This window comes from Loktanella sp. DSM 29012, from assembly GCF_900110705.1.
Taxonomy (GTDB): domain Bacteria; phylum Pseudomonadota; class Alphaproteobacteria; order Rhodobacterales; family Rhodobacteraceae; genus Loktanella; species Loktanella gaetbuli.
This window is the reverse complement of sequence record NZ_FOEJ01000001.1, coordinates 579721-596858: the sequence shown is the minus strand read 5'-3', so window position 1 is coordinate 596858 and position 17138 is coordinate 579721. Positions and strand designations below refer to the sequence as shown.

The window sequence follows — 17138 nt, the reverse complement described above, 5'->3', positions numbered from 1 at the left end:
CAGCGCGGCACGATCGCACCATCTGCAAGGGGGGAACAGCATGACCGAGACCTATATCTTTGGTGCCGCACGCACGCCGATGGGCGCATTCATGGGCGAATTGGCCGGGGTCGAGGCCACGCAACTGGGTGCCACGGCGATCACTGCAGCACTGTCGCAGTCGGGCATTGCTGCCGATCAGATCGACGAGGTTTTCATGGGCAATGTCCTGCCAGCTGGACTGGGACAGGCCCCCGCGCGGCAGGCCGCGATCCATGCAGGCATCCCGCAGCGCACACCCTGCACCACCGTGTCAAAGGTCTGTGGTTCAGGCATGCGCGCCGCGATGTTTGCGCAGGACGCCGTTGTCTTGGGCCATGCGGAACTGGTCGTCGCGGGCGGCATGGAAAGCATGTCCAACGCCCCATACCTGCTACCCAAGGCGCGGGGCGGCTACCGCATTGGCCATGGACAGACGCTGGATCACATGATGCTGGACGGGCTGGAGGACGCCTATGACATCGCCCCGGACGGCACCCGCCGGGCGATGGGCACATTTGGCGAGGATTGCGCCGCGCATTACGATTTTTCCCGCAAGCAGCAGGACGATTTTGCCATCGCCAGCGTCTCGCGCGCGCAGCAGGCGGCGGCAACAGGCGCATTCGACTGGGAGGTGTCCCCTGTGACGGTCAAGACCCGCAAGGGCGATCAGGTCATCGACAGTGACGAAGGTCCGCGCCGGATCGACCCCGCGAAAATCCCCGGCCTGCGCACAGCGTTCAAAAAGGACGGCACCATCACGGCGGCGTCGTCATCGTCCATCAACGATGGTGCGGCAGCACTGATCATCGGCGGTGCGACCGCGGCCAAGGCGCATCAACCGATCGCGCGGATCGTGGGTCAGGCAGCCTTTGCTGCGGCACCGGGCTGGTTCACCACAGCACCCATTCACGCGATGGACCGGTTGTTCGACCGCATCGGCTGGACCTACGCGAACGTCGATCTGTTCGAGATCAACGAGGCTTTTGCCGTGGTACCCATGGCCGCCATGAAGGACCGCGACATCCCCCACGACAGGGTCAATGTCCACGGCGGGGCCTGCGCGCTGGGGCATCCCATCGGCGCATCGGGCGCGCGGATCATCGTAACCCTGCTGGGGGCCTTGCGCGCGCGGGGTCTGTCGCGCGGGGTGGCATCCATCTGCATTGGCGGCGGCGAAGGCACCGCCATCGCGGTCGAGCTGATCTAAAGCGGAAAACCAAGGCGATGGACAAGGTTGAGCCAGGCCTTGCGCCAACCGCCCTTGGTGTCGACCTCGTTCAGCGCGTGCATCGTCAGCGCGGCCCCCAGCCAGCGGAACGGTTCGCGCGGGATGCGCCCCGGAAGGGTGCTGGCCAGCGCAAGGTCCAGATCGGGCGATCCGGTCCGGTCCAGCGCCTCTAGCCCCAGCCGCGCGCCGAAACGTGACCCGGTGACACCGAACCCCGAATAGCCGCCCGCATAGATGCCCTTGCCGCCGTAGTAGGGTTGCAGATGCACGGCCATGCGGGTGGTCAGGTCAATCGGGCCGGACCACGCGTGCGAAAATTTCACGTCGCCCAGTTGCGGAAAGGTCTGCGCGAAATAGCCCGCCAGGCGTTCGTAGACCTGCGGTTGGCGGTCGCCAGCCGGGTCGGTCGCGTCGTTGAAATAGTATCCGATCCGCCCGCCATAGACGATCCGGTTATCGCGGGTCAGCCGCATGTAGTTCAGCTGTGTGCGGGTGTCGTAGATCCCCTGCCGGTTGGACCAGCCGATGCGATCCATCTGTTCCGGCGTCAGCGGTTCCGTTGCCAAAACCCGGTCACGCATGGCCACGACATAGCGTTTGATGTTCTTGTGCCCCGCGCCCCAGGCATTGGTGGCAAACAGCACCCGCCGCGCGTCGATGCGTCCGTCATGGGTGGTAATGCGCAGTTGCGCCCCCAGATCCGTAACCGACAGCATCGGCGTATGTTCATGAAACCGCACACCCAGCGTCAGTGCAATCGCCTTGAGTCCCCAGGCCAGTTTGGCAGGCTGCACCGTTCCGGTCCGCTGCCGCGACCAGATCGCACCCTCGAACAATGGTGACGCGACCTGCACCTGTGTCGCAGCACGGTCCAGCATCACCGCGTCGTGGCCGTGCTGCTGATGCAGGGCGTATTCCTCTTTCAGGTCCGGCAGATGCGCAGGATCGACAGCCACCGTCATTTCGCCACCCCATTCAAGGTCAGCGTCAATGCCATAGGCTTCGATGGTATCGCGCCAGGCGTCCAGGTTTTCGATGCCCAGACGTTCCAGCACATTCATGTCATTCGGAAAAACCCGTTTGGCATTGCCCAGCCCGTGAATGACGGATGTGGACACAATCCCACCGGGTCGCCCGGACGCCCCATGCGCGACCTTGCCTGCCTCGATCACCATCACGTCGCGTTGGGGGTCACGCTGTTTGGCGATAATCGCAGCCCACAGACCGGTGAATCCTCCGCCGACGATCAGCAGATCGGTTTCCGCCGATCCGATCAGGTTCCGACAGCTGTCAGGCGCCTGTCCGTCATCCAGCCAGAACGGATAAAATGTAACGTCCGACAACGCAGTCATGGGGCTGCGATCTTGTAACCTGCGGCATCCAGTGACTCCGCCAGCCGCCGTGCAATTGCCAGCGCTGCGTCACCGTCGCCGTGCACGCAGATCGTATCGATGGGCACACGCAACAGCTTGCCTCCCGTCGTGGTGATACCGCCGTCGCGCAACATCGCCACGATCCGGTCGGCGGCCACCTGCGGGTCGTGGATCATGGCCCCCCGCTGGCTGCGGTCGGTCAGCGTGCCGTCATCGTTATAACTGCGATCGGCAAAGACTTCGGACGCCGTCGCAGCTCCCAGATCGCGGGCGGCCTGTTCCAGCGCCGTTTGCGGCATGACCACGAGGGTCAGATCAGGCTGCACGGCCAGCGCTGCACGGTAGCAAGTCATGGCCATTTCGAAATCCTCTGACGCCATGTTGGACAGCGCGCCATGCAGTTTGAAATGCGCCAGACGCGCACCGCGCACCTGTGCAAGTGCCATCGCCGCCCCCAGCTGATATTGGATCATATGGGTCAATTCCGGTCCCGACAGCGGGATGCGGCGACGGCCGAACCCTTGCAGGTCGGCAAAGCCGGGGTGTGCGCCGATGGCGACACCTGCCGCCAGTGCAAGATCCATCGTCCGCCCCATGGTGACCGGATCGCCCGCGTGAAATCCGCAGGCAATGTTGGCGGAACTGACGATGTCCAGCAGGGCCGCGTCATTGCCCATCGGCCAGGGGCCGAAACCTTCGCCCATATCGGCGTTCAGATCGACGGAACGGGTCATGTCGTTAGCTCCTATGGGTCACCGGCGGTCACGCCGTCGATCAGTTGATATGACAGCAGGTCGGGAATGTCAGCGGGGTCACGCACCAGCGGCCTGACCTGCGCCGCGGCCTCGCGCAGGTGTTGTCCGACGCTGCGATAGGCCGCATCGGCCTGTGCGATGGTCATCCATTCAAACCGCAGGGGCGCGCCGCTGGCTGCCTGTGCGACACGCGAGAGGTCGTCTGCGATCACCGTGCCGATGCGGGGATAGCCGCCGACGGTCTGGCATTCGGCCAGCATCACAAACGGCGTCCCGTCACCGGTGATCTGCACATCACCCACCCGGATAAAATCCGACACCGGCCCCCGCGACCCTGATGGCCCAAGGCGGTGTCCGTCGTAGTCAAGAGGGGATCCCGTGCGACTGCTGCGGGCACCGCGCCCAAAGGTGATCTGCGTCAGACGCTGGCGCGTGGCCGGATCGAACATCTGCGTTTGCGGGCCGGGCATGATCCGCAGCAATCCGCCCGACAGGCGATCGTCGGGCACAATGATCTGCAGCGGGCGGTCGCGCTTCGGGTCCTGCCCGATCACCAGCGTATCACCTGCCGCAAGAGGTGCGCCCAGACCGACCGACAGATGCGCTGACCGGCTGTCCAGCACGCCCTCGCCCCTGACGCCACCCGCCGGAACCAGATAGCCGTAGGCCCCGGCCTGCACACCGCCGATCCGCAGGTCCTGTCCGGGATGCAGCAGGTGCGATGCATTCCAGCGCAGCGGCTGGCCATCGATCTGCGCATCCATCCGCGCCCCTGTCAGTGCAAAGCGCATGGGCGCATCGGTGCGGAATGTGCCACCCAACCCGGCCATCTCGATGCCGGCAACAACCTCGCTCAGCCCCAGCAGCGCGGCCCCCTCGATCAAGGCAGCGCGGTCCATTGCGCCACCCGGCGACAACCCGACACCGATGCGCCCCGGCCGGCCCATGTCCTGCACCGTCATCAGCGGGCCAGCCTGGTCGATGTGCAGGATCGTCATGTCAGCGTCGCGCATGTGGCACCGCCCAGCCCATCGGGCTGGTTCCGACGTAATTGGTCGATGGTTCCGGCATCGGTCGCAGCAAACTGCACGCAGTCGCCCGCCTGCAATGCAAAGGGATCGGGGCGGTCAGGCTGGAACGGGACAAAGGCACAGCGACCAATCCAGCGCCACCCGGTCGGACTGGGATTGGCAAACAGCACAAGCTGACGCAAGGCCGTCACCAGCGCACCCGCCGGCACCTCCGGCGTGAGGTCGGTCTGGCGCGGCATGTCCCATGCATCCGGCAGATGCCCCAGATAGGGCTGCCCAGGGGCAAAGCCGATGGCCAGCACCGAGAGCCGCGCATCGGTCAATGCGGTTATCGCTGCCGTTTCCGTCAGACCGGCGTGGCGCGCCACATCAGCCAATTGCGGGCCGTCGAAAACGGCCGGAATCGTCCAAAGGCGCCCCGGCCCATCATCCGCGTCAACGGATGGCTGCAACAGCATCTCACGCAGACGGTCTGCCAGTTGTGCCCGCGAAATCCGGTCCGGCGCGAAACGCACCAGCACAGAGGCAAGCGCGGTCGCAATCTCGACCACGCCTTCGATCCTGGCGTGCTCAATCACCCTGGCAGCGGTCAGCGCGGGTTGCGTGGCGACCTCGAACCCATCGCCGAACCGCACCAGAATTCCGTCCTGTCCCATCGGGTGCAGGTCCATCTGCGGGGCTTTTGTCAGCTGTGACACCTGGGGATCCTCTCTCGGGCACATCGCAGGGCAATGATCACTGCCGTCCAGACAGCCACCATGCCGTCATCGTTCTGCACCGACAGCATTGCCGTTTCCAGCCGAACACACAAGAAATCGCCACGAGGGTAGTCGACATGATACCAAGTCCGGGGCAAGGTTCGTGATGCGCGCTGGGGTTGCACCGCGCCATTCAAGGAGGTGAGCGACGCAAGATGAAGATGCTGACGAACAGACGGCGTATTCTGGGTTGGGGGGGTGCCGCACTGGTTGCGCTGGCCGGGGCCACCGCAGCTGTTGCGCAAACCGTCGACCTCGATTCGCTCGAATACGATCTGGTCCAGCTCGAACCCAACTTCGTCTTTCTGTTCCCGATGGATGGTCTGGTCGTGGTGGGTGCCGACGGCCCCCCCGCCAATCCGCAAGGATTGCTGACAGAACCTACCCATGTGCTGACGCTGGAATGGCAAGGGCGGCGGGTCTACATCGACCGTGTCGACATTACCTTTGACCTGTTCCACATCGACTGGCTGCTGGTGCAGAGCAAGTTTGACCGCGTCGATATGTTCGAAAACCAGATGTTCGCCAATCAGCAGGGCCTCGAGGTTGGCCGTCAGGTCATTTCGGACCCAATGGCACCGGGCCAACGCCTGACCCGTTACTTTGCCATCGTAGGGAACAATGGCTATCTGGTCAGCCCCGCAGATAGCAGTGCCAACGCGTTTTCCGATCTGATCGCGGGCAGCATGACTTACTTGGGCAATGATGCGCCATGGGGGCAATTGACGCCGACACAGCCAGCGACATTCGGCGATTTCAGCGTGATGGTCGATCGCGCCTTGACCGTCGACAATGGCTCCGACGGCGACCTGATCGTGCGCAACGCCGGATCGCTGGATGACAGCAGCGTCGTGCTGCGTGTCGCCGACACTGCCGGACAGGACGACCCGCGGCAGGACTTTGTCGATCAACTGGTCGCAGAGGGATACACTCCGCAGGACACGACCCGCGAATTCAACCGCCTGTCCATGATCATGACCCGCCCCGATGAAAGCCGATACATCGCCTATATGACGGTCGGCGAAAACGGGACGACCGTATCGCTGGTCACCCCGTCCTATATCGATAACGCGCCGCTTTGGCTGGCGGCACACAAGCTTTATATTGATGCAACAACCGCACTCGAGGACATGCCCTGATGCAGAATTTGAAAACAGTCACACTTTGCGCCGCGATCATGGGGGCTGGGCCTGCCGTGGGTCAGATTGTCGATACCTCTGAAAACGGTGAATGGCGCACGATCGAGAGCGAGACCGTTCTGGAAATCCCGGACTGGCCCGAGGTACGCGACCGCGTCCTGTCGCTGTGGGGGCCGAATGATCTGGTCGAGATTCCGCTGTCGCCTGAAAATATTCTGGGCGCGCCTGATCTGCCTGAAACCTACACATCCAGCGTTGACGGGGTCGAGGTCGTCCACCTCGAGGGGGCACCCGATGATCCACAGGCGCTTGTGTTTCTCGCCCAGCTCTTTCCCGATATCGGTGCAGAAGATCTGACCGAATTTCAGGATGGCGTCCGCATGGAAACGATCAACCTCTATGCAGACCGCTACGAGGTGACCGTGCTCTTTCTTGACCGCGTTGATGACGTGACCGAACCCGCAGCCCCGGCGACGGCGCCCGGCACGCTGGGCGATGCGCTGGAATCCGCGATGCGCGACACTGGCGCGCTGGACGATGATCTGCCCGGATTCAGCATGTCCAACCCGTTCATCTTTGTCGAATTGCCGGTCGCGCAGGTCACGCCGCTGGTGCAGGACGTCATTTCCGGGCGCGGCATCGATGTTACCGCAACCGAAATCCCCGGCAGCGGCACACAGTTCATGGGCGTGAGCGCAGTTGGTGCGACCCTCGTGAACGTCAGCACGGTCGAGGACGGCGTCACGATGATCACGCTGGTGTCACAGCCCGAAGGCTGAGGCAAAGACTGACCGAAAAGGTCAGCGAGAACGCCCTGAAATGCAAAAAGCCCCCGCATCGCTGCGGGGGCTTTCGTTTTGTAGCGAGGGTCTGATCACAGACCGGTGCTGACGTCGATCGTGTTGCCTTCTTCGAGCGTCACGTAGGCCTTCTTGACGTCCTTTCGGGTGCCCAGCGAACCGCGGAAGCGTTTCACTTTGCCCTTGGTGATCGTCGTGTTGACGGCCTTGACCTTTACACCGAACAGGGCTTCGACGGCCTGTTTGATCTGCGGCTTGTTGGCGTCAATGGCGACCTCGAAAACAACACCGTTGTTTTCGGATGCCAGCGTGGCCTTTTCCGTGATGATCGGCTTGCGGATCACGTCGTAGTGTTCTGCCTTGGCGCTCATTTCAAACGGGCCTCCAGTGCTTCGATACCGGCCTTGGTGATGACCAGCGTATCGCTTTTCAGGATGTCATAGACGTTAGCACCCTGGCTGGGCAGCACGTCAATGTTGGCGAGGTTCTGTGCCGCACGGCTGAAGTCGGCGTTGACCTCGGCACCGTCGATGATCAGCGCACGCTTCCAGCCACGCTCGGAGACGTGCTTGGACAGAGTGGACGTTTTGGCGTTCTCGATTGCCAGAGCGTCGATGATGACCAGCTCACCGGCCGCCTGCTTGGCGGACAGCGCGTGGCGCAGACCCAGCTTGCGGAACTTCTTGGTCAGCTCGTGACCGTGGCTACGGGGCACCGGGCCCTTGTAGACACCACCGTGACGGAAGATCGGCGCGCCCTTGGACCCGTGACGTGCGCCACCGGTGCCTTTTTGGCGATAGATCTTCTTGGTCGAGTAGGACACTTCGGACCGACCCAGAGTGGAGTGCGTACCAGCCTGCGCCTTGTTACGCTGCCAGCGCACGACACGGTGCAGGATGTCCTTGCGGGGCTCCAGACCAAAGATGGCGTCGTCCAGGTCCACGGACCCTGCGGATGCGCCGTCAAGTTTGATTGCATCAGCTTTCATTGTTGTCACCACCTTCAGCAGCGTTGGTTTCGTCCGTCGTCGGCGCATCTGCAGCAAGTTCGGCCTCGGCAGCTTCCAGAGCTTCCTGTTCGGCTTTTGCTGCTGCTTCTGCTGCGGCGGCTTCAGCGGCTGCGGCTTCTGCTGCTGCTTCTTCGGCCAGACGCTTGGCTTCGTCGTCCAGCGACTTCAGACCGGCGGGATAGATGACGTTCTCGGGTGTCGGCTTTTTCACCGCATCCTTGATCGTGACCCAACCGCCCTTGGAACCGGGAACGGCACCCTTGACCATGATCAGGCCACGGTCGGCGTCGGTACGGATGACCTGCAGGTTCTGGGTCGTCACGCGGGCAGAGCCCATGTGACCGGCCATTTTCTTGCCCTTGAAGATCTTGCCCGGGTCCTGACACTGACCGACCGAACCATGTGAACGGTGCGACACGGACACACCGTGCGAGGCACGCAGACCGCCAAAGTTGTGACGCTTCATCGCGCCGGCAAAACCTTTACCGATGGATGTGCCACAGACGTCGACGTACTGGCCTTCGAAATAATGGTTCGCGGTCAGCTCTTCGCCGACGTTGATCATGTTTTCTTCGGCAACGCGGAATTCGGCGACCTTGCGCTTGGGCTCGACGTTTGCAGCGGCAAAGTGGCCACGCATGGCTTGGGAAACGCGCTTGACCTTGGCTGTGCCTGCGCCCAGCTGGACAGCAGTGTAGCCATGCTTGTCGGCGGTGCGCTGAGACACGACCTGAAGCTTGTCAAGTTGCAGAACGGTCACCGGAATCTGGCGGCCGTCTTCCATGAACAGACGGGTCATGCCCATCTTTTTTGCGATAAGTCCTGTGCGGAGCATATTGATCACTCCCCCTTACACGCTGATCTGCACGTCGACGCCAGCGGCGAGGTCGAGCTTCATCAGGGCGTCAACGGTCTGCGGCGTCGGATCGACGATGTCCAGCAAGCGCTTGTGCGTGCGGATCTCGAACTGGTCGCGCGACTTCTTGTCGATGTGCGGACCGCGCAGAACGGTGAATTTTTCAATCTTGTTCGGCAGCGGGATCGGGCCACGCACGGACGCGCCGGTGCGCTTTGCAGTGGAAACGATCTCTGCGGTGGAGGCGTCGAGGACGCGGTAGTCAAACGCCTTCAGGCGAATGCGGATGTTCTGGCTGGCTGCCATGTGACATCACCCCTATTTGCAGGGCTCTAACGGAGAGGAAGATGCAGGCTCATCCGGCACCCTCGTCGCGTCTTATGATCCAACGGAAAGGGGCGCGCACAGCGCACCCCGTTTGGATTTGGTCGCTATAGGGCGTCGCTTGGGGGGAGTCTACCCCGTTTTCCGGCGAACACGGTATTTTCGGCGGATTATCGACCGCCTACAGACTGCCGAGCAAAAGTTGCATCGCCAGCAGTGCAATGACGCCACCGACCAGGATCTCGACTGCCACCAGAATCCGGGCGGTGGCCGCGCCCGATGCGACCTGGGACAACACGCTTTCGCGCAGGCCCACGGCCGTCAGTGCAACCAGTCCCGTCAGGCTGGCGGTACCGATCCCCATGATGAAAACGCCGACGATTCCAGCCCAGACCAGCCCAAGCGCATAGGTCAGGATCAACAAGAACAGCGCACCCGTGCACGGACGGATTGCAATCGCACCGACGATCACGACCGCATCCCTGACGGAGCGGATCCCGGCTGCATGCGCATGGCCGCAACTTGCACAGACGCCGTCATGATGATGGTGGGCGTGGTGATCGACGTGTCCGGCGACAGGCTTGCGGAAAGCCAGCGCCTTGCGGCCCCCGCGCAGGAACAGCCACAGGCCAACACCCGCGATCATTGCATAGCTCATCGGTGCCATGACACCATCCGCGACGCCGCCGACCTGTTCGCGCCCCCATCCAAAAACCCAGATTGCGAGGTAGACCAGAACGACTGCCGACAGGGCCTGCGCAAGTGAGGACACAACTGCGAGGCCCATCAATCGTCCCACTGGAACGCGCGCACCCAGGCCATAACCACCGATCACCAGCTTGCCATGTCCAGGGCCTGCAGCATGCACGAAACCATAGGTGAAACACAGCGTCCACAAACCGGCCAGCGCACCGGGCTGCCCGCCCCTGAGGGCGCGCAGACTGGCGGCCATCGCATTCTGGACATCCCGTTGTGTCGCACTGGCCCACTGCCCGATCGCACCCGCCAGCGGCCCCCAAACGGCCCAGCCCACAGCGAGGACGCCGATCGCGATGGCAATCCAGACTACGTTTCGCATGTGATCGTGATGGTTGCGGCAAATTCCACACCGACAGCGGGGAATTCCTCGTCAGGACCGACATCGCTGGCGGGCCGACCGTAAAGCAGTTCTTCGACCAATGCGTAGGCGTTATGCAGATCGGGCGGTGTCACCGCGCTGGAACACTGGTCCGTGCCGGTGATGTTGACGGGTTCTAACAAGTCGTAGGCGACATAATAATATGGGTCATAGACCCGCACCGTCAGCGGATCACCCGTCAGACCGGGATCAAGCGGGCGGGTATGTACCTCTCGTACAAGACCGTTTTCAAAGACCATGCGGTGATCCTGCTTGGGCAGAAGCGTGACAACATCGTCATTTTGCATGACCTCGAGGTCCCCGTTGAAATCGGCGGGCCATTCCGTCACGGCCTGCGCCAAGATCGCTTCTTCTTCTGGGGTCAGGACCAGATCACCGTCCAGATCGATTCCCAGATCGGACGTCAGCAAGAGCGAGAAATAATCATCATACAGCCAGCTGAGTTCGACAGCCGTCGGCACACCATCGGCATAGACGACAGTCACAGAGGCCGTGACGAAAACATGCGGATGCGCCACGGCGGAAACCGTGGGGAAACAACAGGCAACAGCAGTGGCAAACAATCTAGGACGCATGTCCATCGCATAAGGTATCGCGGCTGTGCTGACAATCTGACGGCAATGACGTGGCGGTGATATGCCGATTCCGACGCAACCCACCGCCAAGCAAAAGGCCGCCTCCTTTCGGGGGCGGCCTTTCGGATGTGTGTCGCTGCGGGCGATGCCCGCGGTGCGGCTTATTCGACGATCTTGGACACCACGCCAGCGCCGACGGTGCGGCCGCCTTCACGGATGGCGAAACGCAGGCCGTCTTCCATTGCGATCGGTGCGATCAGCTCGACGTTGAACTTCAGGTTGTCGCCCGGCATCACCATTTCGGTGCCCTCGGGCAGCACAACCGTGCCGGTCACGTCCGTCGTGCGGAAGTAGAACTGCGGACGGTAGTTCGCAAAGAACGGCGTGTGACGGCCACCCTCTTCCTTGGTCAGGATGTAGGCCTCGGCCTCGAACTTGGTGTGCGGTGCAACCGACTTGGGCTTGCACAGCACCTGGCCGCGCTCCACGCCTTCACGGTCGATACCGCGCAGCAGAACACCCACGTTGTCGCCAGCCTGGCCGGAGTCCAGCAGCTTGCGGAACATCTCGACGCCCGTGCAGGTCGTCGTCTTGGTGTCACGGATACCCACGATCTCGATGCTGTCGCCGACGTTGATCACGCCACGTTCCACACGGCCGGTCACAACCGTACCACGGCCGGAAATCGAGAACACGTCCTCGATTGGCATCAGGAACGGCAGGTCAACCGCACGTGCCGGTGTCGGGATGTACTCGTCAACGGCTGCCATCAGCGCCTTGATCGACTCTTCGCCGATTTCGGGCTGCGTGCCGTTCATGGCGTGCAGGGCCGAACCACGGATGATCGGAATGTCGTCGCCGGGGTAGTCGTAGGAGGACAGCAGCTCGCGGATCTCCATTTCGACCAGTTCCAGCAGCTCTTCGTCGTCAACCTGGTCGACCTTGTTCATGTAGACGACCATGTAGGGGATGCCCACCTGGCGACCCAGCAGGATGTGCTCGCGCGTTTGCGGCATGGGGCCGTCGGCTGCGTTCACGACCAGGATCGCGCCGTCCATCTGGGCGGCACCGGTGATCATGTTCTTGACGTAGTCGGCGTGGCCGGGGCAGTCGACGTGGGCGTAGTGACGGCCTTCGGTCTCGTACTCGACGTGCGCGGTCGAGATGGTGATGCCGCGGGCCTTCTCTTCGGGCGCGCCGTCGATCTGGTCGTAGGCGCGGAAGTCACCAAAGTACTTGGTGATCGCTGCCGTCAGCGTCGTCTTGCCGTGGTCAACGTGACCAATCGTGCCGATGTTAACGTGCGGTTTGTTACGTTCGAACTTTGCCTTAGCCATGATGGCCTCCTTGAAAAACGGATTTGGGGGTGTGGGGGGCGGGTGCAGGCACCCGCCGCGCCGTTATGCGTATTTCGCCTGGATCTCTTCGGACAGGTTCTGCGGAACCGGATCGTAGTGATCAAACTGCATCGTGAACTGGGCACGGCCCGAAGACATGGAGCGCAGTGTGTTGATGTAGCCGAACATGTTGGCCAGCGGCACCATTGCGTCGATGACGTTCGCGTTGCCGCGGCTGTCCTGACCCTGAACCATGCCACGACGGGACGTGAGGTCGCCGATGATGCCACCGGTATATTCCTCGGGCGTCACCACCTCGACCTTCATGATCGGCTCGAGCAGCTTGGCCCCTGCCTTGCGCATCCCTTCACGCATGCACATCCGTGCCGCGATTTCGAATGCCAGGACCGAGGAGTCCACGTCGTGGAACTTGCCGTCCAGCAACTCGACCTTGAAGTCGATGACCGGGAAGCCTGCCAGCGGACCGGAGTCCATGACCGAACGGATACCCTTTTCGACGCCCGGAATGTATTCCTTGGGCACGGCACCGCCGACGATCTTGGATTCGAACGAATAACCTTCGCCCGGCTCTGTCGGCATGATGGCCAGCTTGACCTCACCGAACTGACCCGAACCACCCGACTGTTTCTTGTGGGTGTAGGTGTGTTCGACGGCGTGACCGATGGTTTCACGATAGGCCACCTGCGGCGCACCGATGTTCGCCTCGACCTTGAACTCGCGCTTCATGCGGTCGACCAGAATGTCGAGGTGAAGTTCGCCCATGCCACGCATGATGGTCTGACCGGATTCGAAATCGGTCTCGACGCGGAAGGACGGATCCTCGGCAGCCAGACGTGCCAGTGCGATGCCCATCTTTTCCTGGTCGGCCTTCGTCTTGGGCTCCACCGCGATCTCGATGACGGGCTCGGGGAAGGTCATCGTTTCCAGAACGACGGGGTCCTTTTCCGAACACAGCGTGTCACCGGTGGTGGTGTTCTTCAGGCCACCCAGTGCGATGATGTCACCTGCAAAAGCTTCGTCGATCTCTTCACGCTGGATCGAGTGCATCATCATCATACGACCGACACGCTCTTTGTTCCCCTTGGTGGAGTTGAGCATGGCGTCGCCCTTTTTCAGCTGACCCGAATAGATCCGGGTAAACGTCAAGGAACCGACGAAGGGGTCGTTCATGATTTTGAATGCCAGTGCCGAGAAAGGCATGTCATCATCGGCGCGACGCGGAATGTTACGTGTTTCCGTTTCGTCACCGGGCTTGAAGCCCATGTAATCGACCACGTCCAGCGGGCTGGGGAGATAGTCGACGACAGCGTTCAGCAGCGGCTGCACGCCTTTGTTCTTGAACGCGGAACCGGCCAGCACGGGCACGAACTTCATCGCCAGCGTACCCTTGCGGATCAGCTTGCGCAGCGTGTCCACGTCGGGCTCGACGCCGTCGAGGTAGGCCATCATGACCTCGTCGTCCATTTCCACGGCCTGCTCGACCAGAGCGGCGTGATACTCATCAGCGCGCTCCTTGTAGCTATCGCGGATCGGCTGACGCACCCAGGATGCGCCCAGATCTTCGCCTGCGTAGACCCATTCTTCCATGGTCACGAGGTCGATGATGCCTTCGAGTTCGTTCTCTGCGCCGATCGGCAGCTGAATCGGTGCGGTTTTCGCGCCGGTCCTGTCTTCGATCATGGCGACGCAGTTGTAGAAATCGGCACCGATCTTGTCCATTTTGTTCACGAACACGATGCGCGGCACCTTGTAGCGGTCAGCCTGACGCCACACGGTTTCGGTCTGGGGTTCGACACCGGCGTTGGCGTCAAGCACGCAGATCGCGCCGTCGAGAACAGCCAGCGAACGCTCGACTTCGATGGTGAAGTCGACGTGGCCGGGTGTGTCGATGATGTTCATCCGATACTTCGTGTCGGACGTGCCGTCGGCGGTCGGGTCTTCCTGACGCTGCCAGAAGGTCGTGGTCGCAGCAGAGGTGATCGTGATTCCGCGCTCCTGCTCCTGCTCCATCCAGTCCATCGTCGCGGCGCCGTCGTGGACTTCGCCGATGTTGTGGGACTTGCCGGTGTAGTACAGGATGCGTTCGGAACAGGTCGTCTTGCCTGCGTCGATGTGCGCCATGATACCAAAGTTGCGGTAGCGCTCGAGTTTATAGTCGCGTGCCATTCTAGTGGTGCTCCTGAATTACCAGCGGTAGTGGCTGAACGCTTTGTTCGCGTCGGCCATCTTGTGGGTGTCTTCACGCTTTTTCACGGCCGTACCACGACCGTTGACGGCGTCCATCAGCTCGCCTGCAAGGCGCTCTTCCATGGTGTTCTCGTTGCGCTTTTTCGCAGCGGCGATCAACCAACGGATGGCCAGTGCCTCGCGGCGCTCGGGGCGGACCTCGACGGGCACCTGGTAGGTGGCACCGCCGACGCGGCGCGAACGCACCTCGACAGAGGGTTTGATCAGTTCGAGGGACTCGTGAAAGACCTCGACGGGGGATTTCTTCAACTTGGCTTCGACGCGATCGAAAGCGTTGTAGACGATGCGCTCTGCGACGGCTTTCTTGCCGTCGACCATGAGGTTGTTCATGAACTTGGTCAGAACGGTATCGCCGAACTTGGCGTCGGGCAGAACTTCGCGTTTTTCAGCGGCGTGGCGACGTGACATGTGTGTTTCCTCTTGTTCGTTGACGGGCGAAGCGCCGGGCGGTCCCGGCGGCCCAAATGCTTACTTGGGACGCTTCGCGCCGTACTTGGAACGACGCTGCTTACGATCCTTGACGCCCTGGGTATCCAAAACACCGCGCAGGATGTGGTAACGCACACCGGGAAGGTCTTTTACACGACCGCCGCGGATCAGAACCACAGAGTGCTCTTGCAGGTTGTGGCTCTCACCGGGAATGTAGGAGATCACTTCGTAGCCGTTGGTCAGACGGACCTTGGCGACTTTCCGCATGGCGGAGTTCGGCTTTTTCGGCGTGGTGGTGTACACGCGAGTGCAGACGCCACGCTTTTGCGGGCATCCCTCGAGGTGCATGGACTTGGAGCGGGTGATTTTGGGCTGGCGCGGTTTGCGGATCAGCTGTTGGATCGTTGGCATGGGGCGGTTTTCCCTATTCTCTCACATGTGAGCGGGGTCTGACCCCGCAGATTGACTTGGCATGCCCCGCACGTCTGCAAAGCACAAAAATTCCGCAGTCGAACCCTTACCGGAGGTTCGGTGCGGTGAGTATTCAGAGGAACAAGACAGCATTAGTCCGGTTCTTGACCACTACGACATTTGATATCGGATTTGGGGGGATTACCCCCTACCCGGATGCGCGCCGTATAGGGCCCGTGGCATGGGGTGTCAACAGTGGCGCCCCCGCTGCGCGAAGCCCTGCAAATCCTAGCGGATACGGTCGGGAATCGTGCGGCGGCGCAGGTTCAACCGCCGTTCCCGGAACAATGTGAACAGACCGGTTGCGACAACGATTCCCGCGCCCACCAGCGTCAGGACGCGCGGCACCTCTCCGAAGACGGCAAATCCAAGGATCAATGCGACCAACAGGCTGACATAGCGGAATGGCGCGACAAAACTGATATCGCCGACCCGCATCGCCGCCACGGAAAAGATGTAGCCAAAAACGACGAAAATGGTGGCACCGCCAATCTGTGCCATCGCCATCCCCTGCAACGGAACCCATGTGGCAAAGAGGCAGGCGACACCCGCACCCACGGTGACGCAGATTGCCGCGACAAGCGACACAAGCAGCGATGGCACCGACTTGTTCATCCGCCGCACGACGAGGTCACGCAGCGTGACGCAAGCGACCGAAAGAACCGCATAGACAGAATAGAAATTGAAATCCGCACCACCCGGCCTGACGATCAGCAACACACCGACAAATCCGATCAGGATCGCAACCAGTCGGCGCCAGCCAAGCGCCTCGCCCAGAAAGAGTGCGCCCGCCAGGCTCACCGTCAGCGGGAGTGCCTGCAAGATCGCGCTGGCTGCCGCGATGGGCATGTTGAACAACGCCGTCAAAAAGAAATACGCAGCGGCCAGCTCTGACAGGCCGCGGATTACGATCAGGAACCAATCGCGCCGGCTTTGTCTGAAATTCAATTGCCGCATCAGTGCGGCCATGATCGTCAGGCATGCAATGACGCCGATTCCCCGAAGGAAAATCGTCTGGAACAACGGCAACTGATCCGAAAGCGCCTTAAGAAAGGTGTCGTTCACGGTGAATGCGAACATCGCACCCGTCATCAGCGCAGCACCGCGCATGTTGTCAGTCAAAACCATAGGTCAAGCCGTAGCAGGCAAGCCTGAGGACCGCCAGACTGGCCGTGCTATTCAGGCTCCTTGGTCCAGACGGCCATCTCTGTGCCACCGGGTGCCAGAAACTGAAACCGGCGCCCGCCCGGAAAGCTGAAGGTATCGACCGTGATCCGGGCTCCTGCCGCCTTGACGGCTGCCAGGCTGGCGTCGAGATCGTTCGAATTGATTACCGGCAGCGGTGCGCGCAGCGTGCCGCGTTCAACGCCACCGCCGATGCCTGCACCCTGAATGTCAGCATAGTCAGGTCCATAATCCACAAACGACCAGCCAAAGACATTGGCCATGAATTCCCGCGTTGCCTGCGGTTCGGGTGATGTGAATTCCACGTAATCCAGTTGGTGATGGGGCGTATCTGTCACGGCTTCCTCCTTTGGCTTTGGGACAGCCTAGGATGAAACGGCATCACCGCAAACGCAAAAGGCCCCCGGCTTGCACCGGGGGCCTTTGTCACCGTCAGGACGG

General features: G+C 61.7%; 19 protein-coding genes. 3 read left to right on the top strand and 16 right to left on the bottom strand.

From position 1 onward, the window contains the following. Positions 1-40 precede the first annotated feature (40 nt). Complete coding sequence (locus tag BMX27_RS02950) at positions 41-1228, top strand: acetyl-CoA C-acyltransferase (RefSeq protein WP_090158379.1); 1188 nt, start codon at positions 41-43, stop codon at positions 1226-1228. Here the strand turns inward: BMX27_RS02950 and BMX27_RS02945 are convergent. The 4 genes from BMX27_RS02945 to BMX27_RS02930 are packed head-to-tail and all read right to left on the bottom strand — an operon-like array spanning position 1225 to position 5106. Next, positions 1225-2601: an NAD(P)/FAD-dependent oxidoreductase gene (locus tag BMX27_RS02945; RefSeq protein ID WP_090158378.1), complete on the bottom strand. Its 1377-nt coding sequence runs from the start codon at positions 2599-2601 to the stop codon at positions 1225-1227. The two genes, BMX27_RS02950 and BMX27_RS02945, sit on opposite strands and share 4 nt — an antisense overlap. Continuing rightward, the gene (locus tag BMX27_RS02940; protein WP_090158377.1) at positions 2598-3356 is read right to left on the bottom strand and encodes a LamB/YcsF family protein; all 759 of its coding nucleotides are present in this window, start codon (positions 3354-3356) and stop codon (positions 2598-2600) included. Before BMX27_RS02940 ends, BMX27_RS02945 begins: the two co-directional genes overlap by 4 nt. Positions 3357-3367: 11 nt before the next feature. Continuing rightward, complete coding sequence (locus BMX27_RS02935; RefSeq protein ID WP_256212375.1) at positions 3368-4390, bottom strand: 5-oxoprolinase subunit C family protein; 1023 nt, start codon at positions 4388-4390, stop codon at positions 3368-3370. Beyond that, positions 4372-5106, bottom strand: coding sequence for a 5-oxoprolinase subunit B family protein (locus BMX27_RS02930; protein ID WP_256212374.1), 735 nt, complete (start codon positions 5104-5106; stop codon positions 4372-4374). The genes BMX27_RS02935 and BMX27_RS02930 overlap by 19 nt, the downstream gene beginning before the upstream one ends. Positions 5107-5327: 221 nt before the next feature. Between BMX27_RS02930 and BMX27_RS02925 the strand changes: the two genes are divergently transcribed. Both BMX27_RS02925 and BMX27_RS02920 read left to right on the top strand, forming a co-directional pair. Next, the gene (locus BMX27_RS02925; RefSeq protein ID WP_143056774.1) at positions 5328-6305 is read left to right on the top strand and encodes a hypothetical protein; all 978 of its coding nucleotides are present in this window, start codon (positions 5328-5330) and stop codon (positions 6303-6305) included. Further along, a complete protein-coding gene (locus tag BMX27_RS02920; protein ID WP_090158374.1) occupies positions 6305-7084 on the top strand; it encodes a hypothetical protein in 780 nt (259 codons plus the stop codon). The genes BMX27_RS02925 and BMX27_RS02920 overlap by 1 nt, the downstream gene beginning before the upstream one ends. A 95-nt stretch (positions 7085-7179) precedes the next feature. On the opposite strand, the gene BMX27_RS02915 is transcribed toward BMX27_RS02920, so the two are convergent. From BMX27_RS02915 to BMX27_RS02860, 12 genes are all read right to left on the bottom strand, one after another. Then, positions 7180-7476: a 50S ribosomal protein L23 gene (locus tag BMX27_RS02915; protein WP_056032227.1), complete on the bottom strand. Its 297-nt coding sequence runs from the start codon at positions 7474-7476 to the stop codon at positions 7180-7182. Further along, entirely contained in the window at positions 7473-8093 is a 621-nt protein-coding gene (gene rplD / locus BMX27_RS02910; RefSeq protein WP_056032224.1) for a 50S ribosomal protein L4, read from the bottom strand. Before rplD ends, BMX27_RS02915 begins: the two co-directional genes overlap by 4 nt. Continuing rightward, positions 8083-8949, bottom strand: a complete 867-nt coding sequence (rplC, locus tag BMX27_RS02905) for a 50S ribosomal protein L3 (protein WP_056032220.1) — start codon at positions 8947-8949, stop codon at positions 8083-8085. The genes rplD and rplC overlap by 11 nt, the downstream gene beginning before the upstream one ends. 15 nt (positions 8950-8964) lie before the next feature. Beyond that, positions 8965-9276 carry a 30S ribosomal protein S10 gene (rpsJ, locus tag BMX27_RS02900; protein ID WP_056032218.1) on the bottom strand — a complete coding sequence of 104 codons (312 nt, stop codon included), beginning with the start codon at positions 9274-9276 and terminating at the stop codon, positions 8965-8967. Between the two features lie 199 nt (positions 9277-9475). After that, positions 9476-10372 carry a nickel/cobalt transporter gene (locus BMX27_RS02895; RefSeq protein WP_090158373.1) on the bottom strand — a complete coding sequence of 299 codons (897 nt, stop codon included), beginning with the start codon at positions 10370-10372 and terminating at the stop codon, positions 9476-9478. Beyond that, positions 10360-10950, bottom strand: coding sequence for a DUF1007 family protein (locus BMX27_RS02890; RefSeq protein ID WP_256212373.1), 591 nt, complete (start codon positions 10948-10950; stop codon positions 10360-10362). The genes BMX27_RS02895 and BMX27_RS02890 overlap by 13 nt, the downstream gene beginning before the upstream one ends. Before the next feature lie 218 nt (positions 10951-11168). Next, positions 11169-12344 carry an elongation factor Tu gene (gene tuf, locus BMX27_RS02885; protein ID WP_090158362.1) on the bottom strand — a complete coding sequence of 392 codons (1176 nt, stop codon included), beginning with the start codon at positions 12342-12344 and terminating at the stop codon, positions 11169-11171. A gap of 63 nt (positions 12345-12407) precedes the next feature. Continuing rightward, the gene (fusA, locus tag BMX27_RS02880; protein WP_056039546.1) at positions 12408-14531 is read right to left on the bottom strand and encodes an elongation factor G; all 2124 of its coding nucleotides are present in this window, start codon (positions 14529-14531) and stop codon (positions 12408-12410) included. Between the two features lie 18 nt (positions 14532-14549). Further along, positions 14550-15020, bottom strand: a complete 471-nt coding sequence (rpsG, locus tag BMX27_RS02875) for a 30S ribosomal protein S7 (protein ID WP_090158372.1) — start codon at positions 15018-15020, stop codon at positions 14550-14552. A 60-nt stretch (positions 15021-15080) separates the two neighbouring features. Next, positions 15081-15452, bottom strand: coding sequence for a 30S ribosomal protein S12 (gene rpsL / locus BMX27_RS02870; protein WP_090158371.1), 372 nt, complete (start codon positions 15450-15452; stop codon positions 15081-15083). A 288-nt stretch (positions 15453-15740) separates the two neighbouring features. Further along, positions 15741-16640: a DMT family transporter gene (locus BMX27_RS02865; protein ID WP_090158370.1), complete on the bottom strand. Its 900-nt coding sequence runs from the start codon at positions 16638-16640 to the stop codon at positions 15741-15743. Between the two features lie 47 nt (positions 16641-16687). Continuing rightward, positions 16688-17035 (bottom strand): VOC family protein, encoded by a 348-nt coding sequence (locus BMX27_RS02860; protein WP_177172631.1) that lies wholly within the window; start codon positions 17033-17035, stop codon positions 16688-16690. Between the last annotated feature and the right edge of the window lie 103 nt (positions 17036-17138).

Coding starts and splice junctions, on each gene's coding strand:
- BMX27_RS02950 (WP_090158379.1), top strand. CDS start 41: ATGACCGAGACCTATATCTTTGGTGCCGCACGCACGCCGATGGGCGCA.
- BMX27_RS02945 (WP_090158378.1), bottom strand. CDS start 2,601: ATGACTGCGTTGTCGGACGTTACATTTTATCCGTTCTGGCTGGATGAC.
- BMX27_RS02940 (WP_090158377.1), bottom strand. CDS start 3,356: ATGACCCGTTCCGTCGATCTGAACGCCGATATGGGCGAAGGTTTCGGC.
- BMX27_RS02935 (WP_256212375.1), bottom strand. CDS start 4,390: ATGCGCGACGCTGACATGACGATCCTGCACATCGACCAGGCTGGCCCG.
- BMX27_RS02925 (WP_143056774.1), top strand. CDS start 5,328: ATGCTGACGAACAGACGGCGTATTCTGGGTTGGGGGGGTGCCGCACTG.
- BMX27_RS02920 (WP_090158374.1), top strand. CDS start 6,305: ATGCAGAATTTGAAAACAGTCACACTTTGCGCCGCGATCATGGGGGCT.
- BMX27_RS02915 (WP_056032227.1), bottom strand. CDS start 7,476: ATGAGCGCCAAGGCAGAACACTACGACGTGATCCGCAAGCCGATCATC.
- rplD (WP_056032224.1), bottom strand. CDS start 8,093: ATGAAAGCTGATGCAATCAAACTTGACGGCGCATCCGCAGGGTCCGTG.
- rplC (WP_056032220.1), bottom strand. CDS start 8,949: ATGCTCCGCACAGGACTTATCGCAAAAAAGATGGGCATGACCCGTCTG.
- rpsJ (WP_056032218.1), bottom strand. CDS start 9,276: ATGGCAGCCAGCCAGAACATCCGCATTCGCCTGAAGGCGTTTGACTAC.
- BMX27_RS02895 (WP_090158373.1), bottom strand. CDS start 10,372: ATGCGAAACGTAGTCTGGATTGCCATCGCGATCGGCGTCCTCGCTGTG.
- tuf (WP_090158362.1), bottom strand. CDS start 12,344: ATGGCTAAGGCAAAGTTCGAACGTAACAAACCGCACGTTAACATCGGC.
- fusA (WP_056039546.1), bottom strand. CDS start 14,531: ATGGCACGCGACTATAAACTCGAGCGCTACCGCAACTTTGGTATCATG.
- rpsG (WP_090158372.1), bottom strand. CDS start 15,020: ATGTCACGTCGCCACGCCGCTGAAAAACGCGAAGTTCTGCCCGACGCC.
- rpsL (WP_090158371.1), bottom strand. CDS start 15,452: ATGCCAACGATCCAACAGCTGATCCGCAAACCGCGCCAGCCCAAAATC.
- BMX27_RS02865 (WP_090158370.1), bottom strand. CDS start 16,640: ATGGTTTTGACTGACAACATGCGCGGTGCTGCGCTGATGACGGGTGCG.